The 14,535-nt window shown below is 51.3% G+C and carries 16 protein-coding genes and 1 tRNA gene; 9 read left to right on the top strand and 8 right to left on the bottom strand.

The features are described 5' to 3' along the window. Positions 1 to 123 precede the first annotated feature (123 nt). From SE86_RS06690 to infB, 3 genes are all read left to right on the top strand, one after another. A tRNA-Phe gene (locus SE86_RS06690) sits at positions 124 to 195 on the top strand. Between the two features lie 27 nt (positions 196 to 222). Next, on the top strand, positions 223 to 939 hold the full coding sequence (locus SE86_RS06685; protein ID WP_212989709.1) for a nucleotidyltransferase family protein: 717 nt from the start codon (positions 223 to 225) through the stop codon (positions 937 to 939). Positions 940 to 1,090: 151 nt separating this feature from the next. Continuing rightward, the gene (gene infB, locus SE86_RS06680; RefSeq protein ID WP_117354806.1) at positions 1,091 to 2,926 is read left to right on the top strand and encodes a translation initiation factor IF-2; all 1,836 of its coding nucleotides are present in this window, start codon (positions 1,091 to 1,093) and stop codon (positions 2,924 to 2,926) included. Positions 2,927 to 3,079: 153 nt separating this feature from the next. Here infB and ndk read toward each other — a convergent pair whose 3' ends face one another. Continuing rightward, positions 3,080 to 3,502, bottom strand: a complete 423-nt coding sequence (ndk, locus tag SE86_RS06675; RefSeq protein ID WP_117354805.1) for a nucleoside-diphosphate kinase — start codon at positions 3,500 to 3,502, stop codon at positions 3,080 to 3,082. Positions 3,503 to 3,707: 205 nt separating this feature from the next. Between ndk and SE86_RS06670 the strand changes: the two genes are divergently transcribed. From SE86_RS06670 to SE86_RS06655, 4 genes are all read left to right on the top strand, one after another. After that, positions 3,708 to 4,607 (top strand): MBL fold metallo-hydrolase, encoded by a 900-nt coding sequence (locus SE86_RS06670; RefSeq protein WP_211096549.1) that lies wholly within the window; start codon positions 3,708 to 3,710, stop codon positions 4,605 to 4,607. Between the two features lie 2 nt (positions 4,608 to 4,609). Continuing rightward, entirely contained in the window at positions 4,610 to 5,851 is a 1,242-nt protein-coding gene (gene glmU, locus SE86_RS06665) for a bifunctional sugar-1-phosphate nucleotidylyltransferase/acetyltransferase (RefSeq protein WP_117354803.1), read from the top strand. A gap of 217 nt (positions 5,852 to 6,068) precedes the next feature. Next, complete coding sequence (locus SE86_RS06660) at positions 6,069 to 6,290, top strand: hypothetical protein (RefSeq protein ID WP_117354802.1); 222 nt, start codon at positions 6,069 to 6,071, stop codon at positions 6,288 to 6,290. Beyond that, positions 6,259 to 6,582: a hypothetical protein gene (locus SE86_RS06655; protein ID WP_148666800.1), complete on the top strand. Its 324-nt coding sequence runs from the start codon at positions 6,259 to 6,261 to the stop codon at positions 6,580 to 6,582. Before SE86_RS06660 ends, SE86_RS06655 begins: the two co-directional genes overlap by 32 nt. A 106-nt stretch (positions 6,583 to 6,688) precedes the next feature. Here the strand turns inward: SE86_RS06655 and SE86_RS06650 are convergent, their stop codons facing one another. From SE86_RS06650 to SE86_RS06635, 3 genes are all read right to left on the bottom strand, one after another. After that, positions 6,689 to 7,258 carry a hypothetical protein gene (locus SE86_RS06650; RefSeq protein WP_117354800.1) on the bottom strand — a complete coding sequence of 190 codons (570 nt, stop codon included), beginning with the start codon at positions 7,256 to 7,258 and terminating at the stop codon, positions 6,689 to 6,691. Positions 7,259 to 7,808: 550 nt separating this feature from the next. After that, positions 7,809 to 8,225, bottom strand: a complete 417-nt coding sequence (locus SE86_RS06640) for a hypothetical protein (RefSeq protein ID WP_211096548.1) — start codon at positions 8,223 to 8,225, stop codon at positions 7,809 to 7,811. A gap of 74 nt (positions 8,226 to 8,299) precedes the next feature. Further along, complete coding sequence (locus SE86_RS06635) at positions 8,300 to 9,481, bottom strand: glycosyltransferase family 39 protein (protein ID WP_117354799.1); 1,182 nt, start codon at positions 9,479 to 9,481, stop codon at positions 8,300 to 8,302. 166 nt (positions 9,482 to 9,647) lie between these two features. Here SE86_RS06635 and SE86_RS06630 point away from each other — a divergent pair, with 166 nt between their 5' ends. Both SE86_RS06630 and SE86_RS06625 read left to right on the top strand, forming a co-directional pair. After that, on the top strand, positions 9,648 to 10,112 hold the full coding sequence (locus tag SE86_RS06630) for a hypothetical protein (protein ID WP_117354798.1): 465 nt from the start codon (positions 9,648 to 9,650) through the stop codon (positions 10,110 to 10,112). Positions 10,113 to 10,207: 95 nt separating this feature from the next. Then, the gene (locus tag SE86_RS06625) at positions 10,208 to 11,431 is read left to right on the top strand and encodes a redox-regulated ATPase YchF (RefSeq protein ID WP_117354797.1); all 1,224 of its coding nucleotides are present in this window, start codon (positions 10,208 to 10,210) and stop codon (positions 11,429 to 11,431) included. Between the two features lie 11 nt (positions 11,432 to 11,442). Here the strand turns inward: SE86_RS06625 and SE86_RS06620 are convergent, their stop codons facing one another. The 4 genes from SE86_RS06620 to meaB form a co-directional block, all read right to left on the bottom strand. After that, positions 11,443 to 11,796 (bottom strand): Rpp14/Pop5 family protein, encoded by a 354-nt coding sequence (locus SE86_RS06620; RefSeq protein WP_158543149.1) that lies wholly within the window; start codon positions 11,794 to 11,796, stop codon positions 11,443 to 11,445. Positions 11,797 to 11,907: 111 nt separating this feature from the next. After that, positions 11,908 to 12,156, bottom strand: coding sequence for a 30S ribosomal protein S28e (locus tag SE86_RS06615; RefSeq protein ID WP_117354795.1), 249 nt, complete (start codon positions 12,154 to 12,156; stop codon positions 11,908 to 11,910). A gap of 209 nt (positions 12,157 to 12,365) precedes the next feature. Beyond that, on the bottom strand, positions 12,366 to 12,743 hold the full coding sequence (locus SE86_RS06610; protein WP_148666799.1) for a hypothetical protein: 378 nt from the start codon (positions 12,741 to 12,743) through the stop codon (positions 12,366 to 12,368). Positions 12,744 to 13,548: 805 nt separating this feature from the next. After that, positions 13,549 to 14,532, bottom strand: coding sequence for a methylmalonyl Co-A mutase-associated GTPase MeaB (meaB, locus tag SE86_RS06605; RefSeq protein ID WP_211096547.1), 984 nt, complete (start codon positions 14,530 to 14,532; stop codon positions 13,549 to 13,551). Positions 14,533 to 14,535: the final 3 nt, after the last annotated feature.

The following is a 14,535-nucleotide window of genomic DNA, read 5'->3' as shown; positions in this document are numbered from 1 at the left end:
CTTTGGGAATACCCCCAAAAGCCCCGGCAGCCTCCTTAGCTACCTTCAAGGTGTCATAACTTCTGCGTATGTAGCTAAAAATGATGAGAACTTAAAAGGCCAAGGGGAGATATGAAAAAAGAAGCCGCCGTAGCTCAGTGGGAGAGCGCCCGGCTGAAGACCGGGTGGTCCGGGGTTCAAGTCCCCGCGGCGGCACCTGCCTCAGACGGTATGGTGAAGAACTTGGCCGTAGCCCTAATACTTGCAGGAGGGTATGGGAAGAGGCTTAGGCCGCTCACGGATGACAGGCCTAAACCACTGGTTGAGGTCGCTGGGAGGCCAATTATAGCATGGCAGATAGACTGGCTGAAGAACAACGGCATAGCTAATATAGTCGTCCTCGCAGGATACCATAAGGAAAAGATCATTGAGTACCTGGGCAGCGGGTCGAAGCTTGGGGTCTCAGTCTCGTACGTTGTCGAGGATGAGCCGCTAGGCACTGGAGGGGCCATAAGGAATGCGAGGCTTACATACTCGTCCCAAGACGCCTTTGTTGTAGTCAACGGCGATATAATAACCAACGTTGACGTTAAGCCGCTCTTTGAGACCCTTAACTCTAACAGCGACGCCGTGGCCGCCATGGCCCTTGTCCAGCTCAAGAGCCCCTACGGTATAGTCGAGGTCGACGGTAGCGGACGCATTAAAGCCTTCAAGGAGAAGCCCGTACTTGGGGACTACTGGATAAATGCCGGAGTTTACGTAATGAGGCCCTCGATAGTGGACCACCTGCCCGAGAAGGGCGACGTGGAGAGGACGACCTTCCCAAGGCTCGCATCTGAAGGCAGGCTACTTGCCGTGAAGTACACTCTAGATAAGTTCTACTGGAGGAGCATAGACACCTTCAAGGACCTGGAAGAGGCCTCAGAGGAGCTGAAGGCGCTAGCAAAAGTCGCTGCCTAGGGAAGCTTAAGGTTAAGCTAAGCGCCTAGGCCTCGCGAGAAGTTCTTTCCATGGCCCTCCAATTAAGTACATTCGATGAAGGCCTTACTAGTAAGCAGCCTAATTAACTCTTAACGGTAAAACCCAAACAAGTAGTGGGGGTCAAACAAAGATGTCAGCCCAGCCGCAACAGGCGAGACTGCGCCAACCCATAGTGGTAGTCCTAGGTCACGTGGACCATGGAAAGACTTCCCTGCTGGATAAGATAAGGAGCACCGCTGTTGCTGCCAAGGAGGCCGGCGGCATAACGCAGCACATAGGGGCCAGCGTTGTGCCAGCTGACGTTATAGAGAAGCTGGCAGAGCCCCTTAAGAAGATCATACCCGTAAAACTGACGATACCAGGCCTGCTATTCATAGACACCCCAGGGCATGAGCTCTTCTCAAACTTGAGAAGGAGGGGCGGCAGTGTCGCCGACTTCGCAATACTTGTTGTTGACGTTACGAAGGGGTTCCAGAACCAGACCTATGAGAGCCTCGACCTGCTTAAGTCGCGCAAGGTGCCTTTCCTGGTCGCAGCTAACAAGATAGATCGGATCCCTGGCTGGGTCTCCTACCCTGACGAGCCCTTTGTCCTATCCTACGAAAAACAGAGCGAGGATGTCAAGAGGAACCTTGAGGAAGTGATATACGGCAAGATAGCGCTCAGCCTGTCAGAGCAGGGGTTCAGCGCCGACCTCTTCACAAGGATAAGGGACTTCACAAGGACCGTGGCTATAGTGCCTGTCTCAGCAAAGACGGGCGAGGGAATACCCGACCTCCTAGCAGTCCTTGCTGGCCTCACGCAACAATACCTTAAGAAGAGGCTAATATACGCTGAGGGGCCTGCTAAGGGCTCAGTGCTGGAGGTGAAGGAGATACCCGGGCTTGGCACCGCCGTAGATGCCATTATCTACGATGGGGTCATTAAGGAGGGTGATATAATAGTCCTTAATGGAAAGAACGGCCCAATAATAACTACTGTCAGATCCCTTCTGATGCCAGCGCCCCTAAGCGACATGAGGGCAAAGGGCGTCAAGTTCATCTCAGTGCCAGAGGTACAGGCGGCCGCAGGCATCAGGATATCCGCCGCAGGTCTCGACGACGCCCTGGCAGGCTCGTCGCTCTACGTGGCCACCAGTTATGAGGAGGCGAAAGAAATCGCCGAGAAGTTAAAGGGAGAGGTCAAGGAGCTCATATTCAAGGGCGAGAACCTCGGAGTAATAGTGAAGGCTGACACCCTTGGAACGATTGAAGCGCTGCTTGAGGCCCTGAGGAGGCTCAATATCCCCGTGAGGTTAGCTGACGTGGGCAACGTGACGAAGAACGACGTTCTAGAGGCCAGCCTCACAGCTAAGACCGACAGAAGCCTGGGCGTCATACTAGCGTTTAACGTGAAGGTGCTGCCAGAGGCCGAAGAGGAGGCCCTGAGGAGCGGCGTTAAGATATTCCAGGACAACATAATATACCACCTGCTTGACCAGTACACTGAGTGGAGGGAGAAGCTGAAAGAAGAGGAGATAATGTCACAGCTTAACCAACTCGTCAGGCCTGGCAAGTTCATGGTGTTGCCCGGCTTTGTCTTCAGGAGGAGCGACCCTGCAATAGTTGGCATAGAGGTCCTAGGGGGCGTCCTGCGCCCAGGGTACCCACTGCTGAGCGCCAAGGGGAGGGAGGTTGGAAGAATACTTGCAATAAAGGATAACGATAAGAGCCTAGACATAGTCAGGACTGGCAGTAAGGTAGCTATCTCTATAGAGGGCAAAATCATGGTTGGCAGACACATAGAGGAGGGGGATATCATTTATACTGACGTGCCCGCTGACCACGCAACTAAACTCTTAACTAACTTTAGGAAGTTCATAAGCGATGACGAGGTCTTAGTGCTTAAGGAGATAGCGGAGCTGAAGAAGAAGCTCGGGCAGAAAGAGTACTCGCTTGTCCTTAACAAGCTTGGCGCCACTGGATGAAGTGCTTAATGAACGGGCGTTCCAATCTAAGACCCAGGCAAGCTAACGTGACACAACTACGTCCTGAAGTCTACAACGCGCCTCTTTATTCCAGCATCAATGAATGTGCTCAAGTAAAGGCGCTCTGGGCTCGTTAATATCTCATAAAAGAAATTAATAGGTTATGTAATCCTCGTCGCTGAAGATTACCTTTGACTCTCTCTCAAAGCTTTCAGGCGAGTCGCTTGCATGGACAACGTTCTCCTGTATTGAGAGAGCGAAGTCGCCCCTTATTGTGCCAGGCGACGCCTTTCTGCCGTCTGTAGTGCCTATAATCTCCCTCACAACTGAGACAGCAGAGTCTCCCTCTAATATCATTGCAACGATAGGTCCACTTGTCATGAACTCTACAAGGTCCTTGAAGAAGGGCTTATCTTTGTGAACCGAGTAGAAATCCATGGCCTTCTCACGTGACATCCTGGTCATCTTTAGAGCAACTATTCTGAAGCCTTTCCTCTCGAAGCGCGATATGACCTCGCCTATCAGACCTCTCCTGACGCCGTCCGGCTTCACCAACACCAGGGTCCTTTCAATCAAGGTTGAGCCCTAGTGAGCAGTTCTTAGGGTTGCTATTTAAAAGCAAAGTGCCCGCAGAAATGACTATCAGTGACGTTTTAGGTCTACAGCAGCCTTTTAGATTTCTTACATTGACACCTTTTCAGTACTGTTAAGGCGAAGCATAAATACCGAGCAGAAATTAATGTATTAATGCGCTGGAACAGCGTCATTTGTGAGCGCAATAATGCAGGAGACCATAAAGGTAAGGAAGCTGGAGACCATGGGAAGGCCGCTTGATAAGGCGGCCAACAGCTACCTTGTTAATATAGCCGGTTACACGCTGCTGATAGATGGAGGGTCAGGCCCCCCTCTTGAACTTAGGGAGGAGAAAGTAGACTACGTGCTCTTAACCCACTGGCACTGGGACCACGTGCTCAGTATAGTCAGGATGCCCCTTCAGGCCAGGGTCTGCGCCTCTGAGAGGACTATAAAGTACATATCGGAGTCCGCGCCCAGCTATGAAGGCTATGGGGCGCTAGTCAAGGCTTTTAGCAGAGTTCCGCCAGAGCTCCTTAGCATAGCCAAAGCGTCGTTTTCAAACACCTCGGAGATCCTAAGGTTCTTTTCTGCAAGAAAGGACTGGCTTATCAAGCTAAGCGACTGTGAACCTGTGAGGCTGAGCCTAGTAAAAGTTATTTCATGCCCTGGGCACTCAGACGACCACGTATGTTACATAGTTGACGATCATGCCTTTGTTGGAGACTCTGTAAATCCTGGCGAGGGCCTCACGCTACTCAGCGTGCCAGATTATATAAGTTCGATTATGACCCTGATGGCTGACAACTCATGGAGGGTGGCGCACCCTGGCCACGGCCCTGATATAGACAGAAATGAGGCTTCCAGCTGGGCCTCAGAGCTCATAAGGGGGAAGATAGGCAAGCTGCTTAAACTCAGGTCATCCCTGAGCCCAGAGTGGAGGCCCCTAGAGGAGTACCTCGACATGCTTTACCCCGAGGCTGGGCCTGTGGCCAAGTGGATAGGGGCCAGGAGCCTGCTAGGCTATGCCTTCTCCCTGGAGCAGCTCGGCATGGCAGAGTTAAAAACAGACTCCTCACCCTGGATGATAAGGGCTAAAGGGTCGTAGGAATGAAGCTCGTGATTCTGGCAGCTGGGGAGGGGACAAGGCTTCGGCCCCTGACTGAAACCAGGCCTAAGCCTCTGCTTCCAATCCTTGGTGAGCCTCTCGTATGCCGTCACCTGAGGAAGCTGTCAGCGCGCGTGAACCCAGAGGAGGTTTTAGTTGTAGTATCTTACATGAAAGAGGAGATCATAAGTGCCGTGGACAGGTGCGCGAAGGACCTTAGCCTTAAGGTCAAGCCTGTTGAACAGGGCAGTGAACTTGGGACAGGCGACGCTATTAAGAAAGCCTTAGAGACTGGGGGGCCAGGGCGCTACCTAATAGTCTATGGTGACCTGTTTCTTACGGACAGGGCCTATGACGTCATATCTACCATGAAGCCATATACTATACTGACGGCTAAGGCTTCAGAGCCTTGGAACTACGGCGTCGTGATCCTCCGCGGAGGGTTTGTAGAGAAAGTGGTCGAAAAGCCGCCCAGGGAGGAGGTCACAGGCAACCTAGTGTACTCCGGAGCGCTCGCTGTAGACTATGACTTCACTCGCTACCTCGAGGCCCTTAAGCCGTCACCTAGGGGTGAGTTTGAGGTGACTGACGCCATAAACATGTTGGCCAGGAACAGCAGCATTGAAACAGTCGCTATAGACATGGAGGACTGGCTAGACATAGGAAGGCCCTGGGAGTACCTGTTAGCCAACAGGAGGGCGCTACAGCAGGAGGTAAGGGGGCTAATAATAAAGGGTGAGGTGCACAGCACTGCCATAGTTGAAGGCCCTGCATATATAGGGGAGAGGGCTGATGTAGGCCCCTACGCAGTCATTGAAGGCCCTGCATATATAGGGGACGACGCAAAGGTCGGGCCCTCGACACACATAAGGCCTGACACGGTGTTGCTTAGAGGCGCTAAGGCAGGCTACGCAGTTGAAGTGAAAGCGTCTGTACTCATGGAGGAAGCCAGGGCGCCGCACTTCAACTATGTTGGAGACAGCGTCATTGGGGAGGACGTGAACCTGGGCGCCGGAACCATAACAGCTAACTTGAGGTTTGATCATGCCACGGTTAAGATGAGAGTCAAGGACGCCGTCATAGATACGGGCATAAACAAGTTGGGCGCCATAATGGGAGGACACTCCCAGACGGGGATAAACGTGTCTCTCATGCCAGGAGTTAAGATAGGATCATATGCCATAATATACCCTGGCTGCGTCGTTAAGAGGGACGTAAGCAGTAAGGAGGTTCTTAAATGCTAGAAACACGCAGAGCCGTTGCTTAGCCCTCTTTAAAATGAGTAGCGGTATTCATTCGTAGCTATATAGCTCGGAGATGAAAGCTTTACCTGAATGACTAAAAATGTTATCAATAACTAGGACAATGCTTTGGACATTGTAATAATGGCCACAGCAAAGAACGTCTCGACGCGAGAAGACCCTTAAGGTTCACCCTTCTTCATAATAGTTGGGACACCGCGTGAGGGCTAAGGTTACTAAAAGAGGCAGCCTAGCGTTTGTGGAGACGGAGCTTGGGCAGAAGGCTGTAATACCGTGGGACTCCCTGTGCTCGTTTATAGCAAGGTATCACCTCGAAGTCTCTTCGGTTGAGGGAGGACAGATGCCCAGGTGCGTGGAGTATAAACCTCATGCTGAGGAGGTGGAGTCAGATGTCGAAGAGGACGAGTATGACGAGAGCTGAGGAGGTAGTTAATGAGCTTAAGAGGAGAGGCCTTAGGTGCTCAAAGCCTGAGGGCCTGGACGACTGCGAGGAGAGCTACCTGGAGGTTAATGGGTCTGTGATAAGGCTGCTGTTCTTAAGGCCTAGGTATGGTGACCTGATACTAGTGAAGTTGACTTCCATGGCATCTAGCGGCTGCGACGACGCGTTGTATTCGCCGAGGGGGCTTTACGTATTGGCACACAGTGAAAAGGAGGCTGCCGACAGAATAATTTCTAAGATAGGACTAGTAAGGGCTCAGTCCTCCCTCTAAGCCTCGTTAACAGCTAACCATAATGTCTGTTCGATTTAATATGATCTCATAAGCGTAGTTAACGCGTTGAGGGCCGGCTAGAGTTAGAGCTGAAAGCAACAGACAGCTAAGCTCTACCTTGAGCTCTCTGAATCTGAAGCTCCTTAGACTTATTAGCGCCGCCCTCCTCAGGTTCGGTAGTTATCTTAACTTCGTCACCAGCAGTTATCTTAATTTTGCCATCATTAACTAAAGTCATGGCGCCCACAACAAAAGGGCTTACGATCATGTTCAGCGAAATGGTACCTTTAATGTCAAACAACAGCTTTGAGGCCTTTATTGGCTCAAGCCTAGGTATCTTTACGCTGACTTTGCCTGTTGACTCGTCCACGTCAAACTTTATTGTAAGCTTATTAAACTCTATCAAATACCCGTCCTCGAGCTCATTTATGGCCACAGAGCCTCCATAAGTGTCCGACTCAAATGTTCCGCCTGCGGAGACCTCAACAACGTCCTCGACCGTACTGGCCTGCGGCAATAAGTCAAATTCACCTTTAACCTTGACTGTGCCAAACGAAACCTCGCCTGAGAGCCTTTTGAGCCCGACGACTATCATGTGAGAGCTCTCATAGACCCTTCCGTCAAGGTTAAGCTTCATGTTATCTATCTGCAGGGAGACCCTGTTCTCCTGAGACATTAACTTGCGGCCCCTGTGACTTGTTTGCTGTGAGAGGCTTTAACTATTATCTCTTAACTCCTGGCAGCTTTCTTAACTCCCAAGGATCGCATTAGCTCTGCCGCCTTAATGGCTAGCTGTGGCTTCCTCTTTAGCCCCTAGACGTGCAGGGTTCTCCTAGCTAGTTTAATTGCCCCACCTATGTAAGGGGCCTCCAGCTGGACGTTAGGGCCCCTAAATCCTTTGGCATAACACTCCTTGCAGACTCTCCTGACCTCGTCTATTTGGACGCTGTCATCATAGCAGACGAGCCTGCCGCATGAGGGGCAAAAAGTCACTGCCAGCTTCTCATGACAAATCTCACAGAGCGCGCCAGAGCAGATAGCACATAGTCCTGTTTTACTGTCAAAGTGCTTGTCACAGACCTTCCTGCCGCAGAGCCTACATGTATGCGTAGCCTCAGCTTCCCCACATACCTCGCAGAGCTCGCTCAAGCGCCCTCAGAGGCCTCCTCAGGTTTCTCCACGTATAACGGCTGCCATAAATAAGGGCCTAGGATAGGCTGTTTTCCTTAGTTATTGTTGTCGTGAATATCATCTTCCTGCTCCTCGTTGGCGCGCCTGAAGACTAACGGGTTCTTGACCTTGTTCATCTCAAGCTCAGGCACGTAGTTGGGTAGGCTGTACCTTGTATGAGTTAACTCGGCTATCGCATTCCTTGCCTTAAGGCTGCCCAGAATTCTCCTCAGCCTGTCCTCACCTACTATGCCCTGGAATATCGCCTTAAGCTCCCTCCAGCTCACAGGGGACTTAGCCTCGTCAAGGGCAATTAGCACAAGCCTCTCTACGTCTGAGTCGTCAAGGGCAGTTATTACAAGCAGCTCACCCTCGTTTATCAGCTGTATCTTCATATTATCATATTCCTTTAGTATCCTTGCCCTTACCTTCTGTACTAGCGGCTCCCTTTTGACAACGCTAGGATTTACCACAGTAGGTCGCCTCTTACATTATTATAGACTCTGAGAGTTTATAAGCAGTAACACGTATTATATATAGAACAAATCTAAAATAATTTTATTTGATTTGATAATATGTCCAGGACTTCAGCTAAGGTAACAGCCATCGCTGGTGTAAAGACTACTGAGTAAAAGCTGTAGAGCGTATGATTACCAGCTAGGTAAACCGCCCAAAGCCCCACGAACTCCGATACGAAGAAGGTGCTTCCGGCCCGCAGGAGCCTCCTATCCCTGCCCAGGCCTACGACGAAGATAGCAATCGCGGCCCCGAGGGCTGTAAGCTCTAGGGGAACTGTCATTGAGGCCTCTAGGAGCGGCGAGTACGAGAGCACGAAGGGGTTCACGTTAAAGAACCAGCCGCTTGGGGCGCTTGCAGGCGGCCCTGGAGGACGGCTTACGAGGTCCCATTTATAGCCTCCCAGGGTCTGTTGAATAACATACATAACTCCGAAGTGTGCAAAGAGTGGTATATATGCCACTATAAATACTCCAAGAACTATTATGAAAGCCTTTAGGAACTTTATGACACCAGCCCTGTTGGGGCTGCGCGCCAATATGAGAATTAGAAGGGCCAGGGCCCCGGGCAGCGCAGTCTCTTTTGAAGCCCAAGCCAGCCCCTCAAAAACCGCTGAGAGGTAGAAGCGCTCTCTAAACGCACTCACGATAGCCAATGACAGGAAGAAGGCTGCGTATATGTCCAACATGGCTACTGATCCCATCACTATAAGTATATGGTCCGCCGACGCTGCAAGGCCTGCTACCGTTCCTATTACTATCCACCTTGTGTCCCTGCCCCACGCCAGCCCAACGTAGATTATCAACGGTATTAAGGAAGCCATAACTATACTTGGAACCCTCCAGTTGAACGGCTTGTCACCCAAAAGCGCCATAGACAGAGCTATTATATACTTCCCCAGGGGCGGATGCTCGAAGTTGTAATAATTAGAGGCCGTCTCGCCGCTGTATGGGAACAGCTCTCCATGATATCCAAAAACGTTTACGAGAATTCTTCTGGCCGCGTCAACATAGTATATCTCATCACTTATATAGGCGTTGTCATAGCCTCCTCCCCCTATGTGAGAGGCGTTCCATGTGGCCTTAGCAGCAACATAATAGGACCCGAGGGCCACAACTGCTAGGCCTACGAGGAACAGTGCAACCCTAACCTTAGGGTCGCTGAGCGCCCTAGCGCGCTGATCCCGCCTCCCCTCAGAACCACTTAAGCCCAAGCTTCCTGGCCCTTTGGTCCTCTAGGCCGGAAGGCTTTTAGAACTTGCGCTATCCTTTAAAAATAATTTTATATAAATATTTTTAATAAAATTATAGAGCCTTCCCCAGAGAACAACTCCTGCGCTCTTAAAGAGCCCTTGCCTGACAGTGAAACAGGGAGCGCCTGTGAGTGAGTGTAAGGCTAAACTGGACTTCCTTAGACACGTAGCTAACCCTGTCCTAGCGACAGCTATGAGCAACATAGATAGCGGTAAAGCGCCTATAACGGCGAAGAACGCCGATGAGCTGAAGAGGTTACAACAGAAAGCTATTACGGTGCTACTTAACATAAAGGAGAATATAATTAACGGTGAGATAAAGTATGACTTCAGCGTCTATGGGGGCAATCCTGCAAACCTTGCAAAGTACTTAGAGAGCCCTGAGTGGAGAAGTCTAATTGAGCTGGCGTTCAGCGAGCTAAAGGACTCGCCTGAGGCGTTAAGGCTTGTTAAGGACGCTCTACTGATGCTACTCTCTAAGGCGTCTGAGGCGTACTCTAATTGTCCAGAAGTAGTGGAGTCGTGCAAGAAAGCTATTGACGATCTCTCAAAATTTAACGTGACCGCTGAGAGCTCCAAGAAAGAGGGTTAGCTTGAAGTTAGTTTTAGCAAAAACCGGTAAACAGGCTAACGTGATTAGAAACCTTAAGATCCCTAAGGCTAACCATATAATTTAGATGAAGGGCCGTGGAGCCTACTAACGCCCTCGTAGGCATAGTAGGTAAGACTAACGTCGGCAAGTCGTCGTTCTTCTCCGCAGCCACGGGCATTCAGGTGCCCATAGAGAACAGGCCGTTCGTCACAATAGAGCCCAACGTAGGGATAGGCTATGCCAGGAAAAAGTGCGTCCACGTAGAACTCGGCCTACCCAGATGTGACGCCTCCAACAGCGCCTGCATAATGGGCTACCGCTACATACCTGTGAAGTTAATGGACGTGGCCGGCCTCATACCGGGCGCGCATGAAGGTAGGGGCCTAGGCAACAAGTTCCTTGATGACCTGAGGAGGGCTGACGTCTTTCTGCTGATTGTAGACGCCAGCGGCTCAACCACGTCTGAAGGGACCCCTGCTGAGCCGGGCTCCTATGACCCTGTGGAGGAAGTAAATTTCGTCACCTTTGAGCTTGATGAGTGGATGTACAGCTCTATAAAGAGCGACTGGGACAAGTTCGTCAGGCTGGCCTCCGTGGGTGCCCTCAAGGACCCTGTGGGGGCGTTTTCGCAGAGGGTTTCCGGGTTCGGTATAACCAGGCCTCAGGTCGAGGCCGCGTTAGAGAAGCTTAATGTTAATGATGTTGAGCTTCCAAGGATATCAGATGATGCACTACGAAACCTTGTTATAACGCTTAGAAAGATGACAAAGCCTATGGTTATAGTAGCCAATAAAGCCGACGTGCCCGAGTCGGCTAAGAACATAGAGCGACTGAAGTCAACGTTTTCCGACGTGCCCGTCGTGCCCGCCAGCGCGCTGGCCGAGCTTATACTAAGGAGGCTCTCAACGCAGGGCCTGGTGGAGTACCTGCCTGGCGACGCCGAGTTTAAGGTGAAGGGAGTCCTTGATCAGAGGACGCAGAAGGCAGTTAATATGATAAGGGAGCTTATGGAACGCTATGGAGGGACCGGCGTCGTTCAGGCTATAAACCAGGCCCTCTTCAAAGCGCTAAACCTAATAGCTGTCTACCCTGTCGAGGACTTCAACAAGTTCACGGACAGGAAAGGCCGCGTGCTGCCAGATGTGATATTGGTGCCTAGAGGCACCACCGCTAAGAGGCTAGCATATACAATCCACACAGAGCTTGGGGACACGTTTCTTTATGCCATCAATGCTAAGACAAAACAAAGGGTGGGCGCCGATTATGAGTTGAGGGATGATGATGTAATTAAAATAGTGGCAGCTGGCGCTAGGGGTTAAGCGCTAGACACTTAAGACTTCTGAAGCTTTCTCATGGCCCTCCTTACAGTTCCGCTCGTTGCAATAGGGTACATAAGTAGCCCTACACCATCTATCTCTCTGACCAACCCCATTACAGCCATAGCATAGTCTGTGTACTTGGACTTAACCCTAACTATACCCCTATGGAGCCGTGAGTCGTAATGTATGACTTTGAAGCTGGACAGCACTAAAGACTCAGAGCCGAAGATCTCCTGGAACTTACTCTCAAGAGCTCTTCTCACGGAGTCCTCCTTGAGTTCTGCCGCCGTCAGAACCTCGAAAACTATATACCTGCGCCTGACTCTGGCCTTCCTCTCCGGCCTACCCGAAGGCTTAGTTATCACTACACGCTTAGGGATGACCGCTTTTACTAGAATGGCTGAAGTTAGTGCAGAGACAGCCGCAGATATAAGCGCGACTAAGGCGTAGAGTAGCGCAACATTATTTATGAGGCTTCACCTCTTCCTCGTCAGCTTCCTAGCCTCCCTTTCTGTCTCCCTCAATATTATGATATCGCCCACTCTCACAGCACCCATCACGTTCCTGGTTATTATTCTGCCCTTATCCTTGCCCTCGAGTATCCTTACCCTTACTTGAGTTACCTCACCTGCCACGCCTGTCCTTCCTATTATCTGTATAACCTCTGCTGGGAAGCCGAGCTCCTCGGTTGGCGCAGCTTGTTGAGTTCCACCAGCTGAGCTCATGTTCTCCCCAAGGCAGCATGAGGCCTTCGCGCTTTTAAATATTTTATCCGCTGACCGTTTGACTTCTAGTCAAGGAGCATCTAAACGAAGCCCTTGCTGTATTTTTCAAGCTAGGCTACAAGCTCCAAAGATTGCATAGAGGTTGTGTTCTGAATAATGAAGTCTTGACGCAACTCTTAAGTTTACACATAATTGAGAGAGCTCTACCATCACCTTCCAACAAGCGAAGAGGCTGAAGGCTCTGTTATAATGCCTGCCTTGAACAGCGCATTAATTATATCAACTAATACCTCGTCAGCGGTGTCAGAGTACTTCAAGAGTTGTGTGGTGTCGGTGGCCCTAAGTATTAGAGGTTCAAGCCCGCTCACCCTCCTATAAAGGAGGTTAAAACTATCACCGAGCACGTCCCTGGGTATAGTTATCAAGAGTGCCTTCACCGCGCCAACGTAGGACAGCAGGTTTGTCTGCAGCTGCCTGAAGTCATACGCGCTAAATACGTTAGCTGAAAGCCCGCTCCTTAACTTAGCCGCGGCTAAGAGCCTCTCCTCTACAACGCTTTGAACATAGGCCGAACTCAAGTTCCCCATCCTCCACCCTTAATTTAAAATTCCCTTAGGGCCCTTATCGTCGATGAAAGTCCGTGTTACCCGATGGCCTCAGAAACCCGCCCGTTACCTTTAAGTATACCATAAAGCGCGCATGGTCCTAAAGCCTCTCATGCATGATGTAACTCACAAAAACTTCGACTAGCCTTATAGGCTTACCTGGAGTGTTTAACTTTATGGGGGCTAAGGGGGCGAAAGTCCCCTCCGTGAGGTGGGGGAAGGATAGCCCCCTATAGAAAAGTTCTTATATCAAAAAGAAATAGACATGTGCAGGCCTCTGGCTGTAAGGGCTGAGGCCGCGCCCTCTGGACTGGGGGAACTTACGCCTGCGGAGGCGACTGGCGCTTAAACGAATTTCGCAAATTTACGAAATGTTAGACGAGGGGTTCGAGGTTCACAGGAACCGCCTCCATGGCGGCCCAGCTGCCTGCCTCCTGCCTGGCTTTTCGTAAATTTGAGAAAAGCGAGGGCTGGCCGCGGGCATGGCCTTGCTGGGGGTGCGGAGGTGGGCGCGGGGGCGGGAGGAGGTCCCCAGCCCTCACGTCTCCTCTTGCCTTCAGGGCCTAAACGCCTTGCCTGGCGTCAGCGAGGGACAAGCCCTCCGCGTTCCTGCCAAGGCCCTGACAGGCCCGTGTCTGTCCCTGAGCACTTTCCCAACAAACTTGTGTGGAGAAAGTGTTGTCAGCCCTCAGACAGGTAGCGCCCTTGTTGGGCCTCCCGAGCGGGCCTGACCCCCTGTTACCTTACGGCGGCAATGTTTTACCTAATTTATAATTATAAAATATATTTATTTAGGTTTCGTCGAGCTCATGAGCTTGCAGGCAGCGTCAGCAAGCTCGGCAGATATCTCAAGAATGCCCTCAGCCCTAGCAACCCTTTCCTTTAAGTCATTAATCTTGACCTGAAGAGCCCTCTCAACGCTATCAGCTATCATACGCTCAGCCATAAGCCTGACAAGCGTCAACCTCCTGGCGGCCACCTTTTCATAGGCTAGGCCGTTAGACCTGAGATAACTTATGTGCTCATCGATGACGTTGGCCACGTCCTCTACGCCGGACCCCATCACTGCACTGGCCCTTATTAGCCTGGGAGACCAGTCGCCCGTGCGCTGTCCAAGCTCACCCTTGCTAAGTGCAAATGATATGTACTCAAAGGCCTCCTGGGCACCTGGCAGGTCGCTCTTGTTGAGCACATATATGTTGCCTATCTCCATAACTCCCGCCTTGAGGGCCTGAATGTCGTCACCAACGCCAGGCATTGTCACAACAACAACAGTGTGCACGGCGTTCATTATGTCAGTCTCAGCTTGTCCCACGCCAACAGTCTCGATTATAACCTTGTCATACCCAAGCGCGTCAAGGACCTCCACCATTGAAAGCGCCGCTAAGCTCAGGCCACCCCTGAGCCCCCTAGTCGAGACGCTCCTTATGAAGACCCCGGGGTCCTCGGCCTTCTCCTGCATCCTCAGCCTGTCGCCCAGGAGGGCACCACCGCTCAACGGCGAGCTAGGATCTATAGCTACCACAGCCACCCTGTTGCCCCGCCTTCTGAACTCCGTTATCAGCTTAGAGATGAGCGTGCTCTTGCCAGCCCCAGGTATTCCTGTGACTCCTATAATGTGCGCTTTACCGGCCATGCGCGCTATGCCGTCGAAGACCTCTGGCGGAAGCCTGTAGGGGTTCTCCATTAGTGTGAGCAGCCTGCCTATGCTCCTAAGGTTCCCTTTGGCAGCGCTCTCGAGCAGTTGCTTGAAGTCAACCTTTTCACTCAAGCT

Source organism: Acidilobus sp. 7A, assembly GCF_003431325.1.
Taxonomy (GTDB): Archaea; Thermoproteota; Thermoprotei_A; order Sulfolobales; family Acidilobaceae; genus Acidilobus.
The sequence above is the reverse complement of the archived record's forward strand: the minus strand, read 5'-3'. Positions and strand labels throughout refer to the sequence as shown.

Coding starts and splice junctions, on each gene's coding strand:
- infB (WP_117354806.1), top strand. CDS start 1,091: ATGTCAGCCCAGCCGCAACAGGCGAGACTGCGCCAACCCATAGTGGTA.
- SE86_RS06670 (WP_211096549.1), top strand. CDS start 3,708: ATGCAGGAGACCATAAAGGTAAGGAAGCTGGAGACCATGGGAAGGCCG.
- glmU (WP_117354803.1), top strand. CDS start 4,610: ATGAAGCTCGTGATTCTGGCAGCTGGGGAGGGGACAAGGCTTCGGCCC.
- SE86_RS06655 (WP_148666800.1), top strand. CDS start 6,259: ATGTCGAAGAGGACGAGTATGACGAGAGCTGAGGAGGTAGTTAATGAG.
- SE86_RS06650 (WP_117354800.1), bottom strand. CDS start 7,258: ATGTCTCAGGAGAACAGGGTCTCCCTGCAGATAGATAACATGAAGCTT.
- SE86_RS06615 (WP_117354795.1), bottom strand. CDS start 12,156: ATGAGCTCAGCTGGTGGAACTCAACAAGCTGCGCCAACCGAGGAGCTC.
- SE86_RS06610 (WP_148666799.1), bottom strand. CDS start 12,743: ATGGGGAACTTGAGTTCGGCCTATGTTCAAAGCGTTGTAGAGGAGAGG.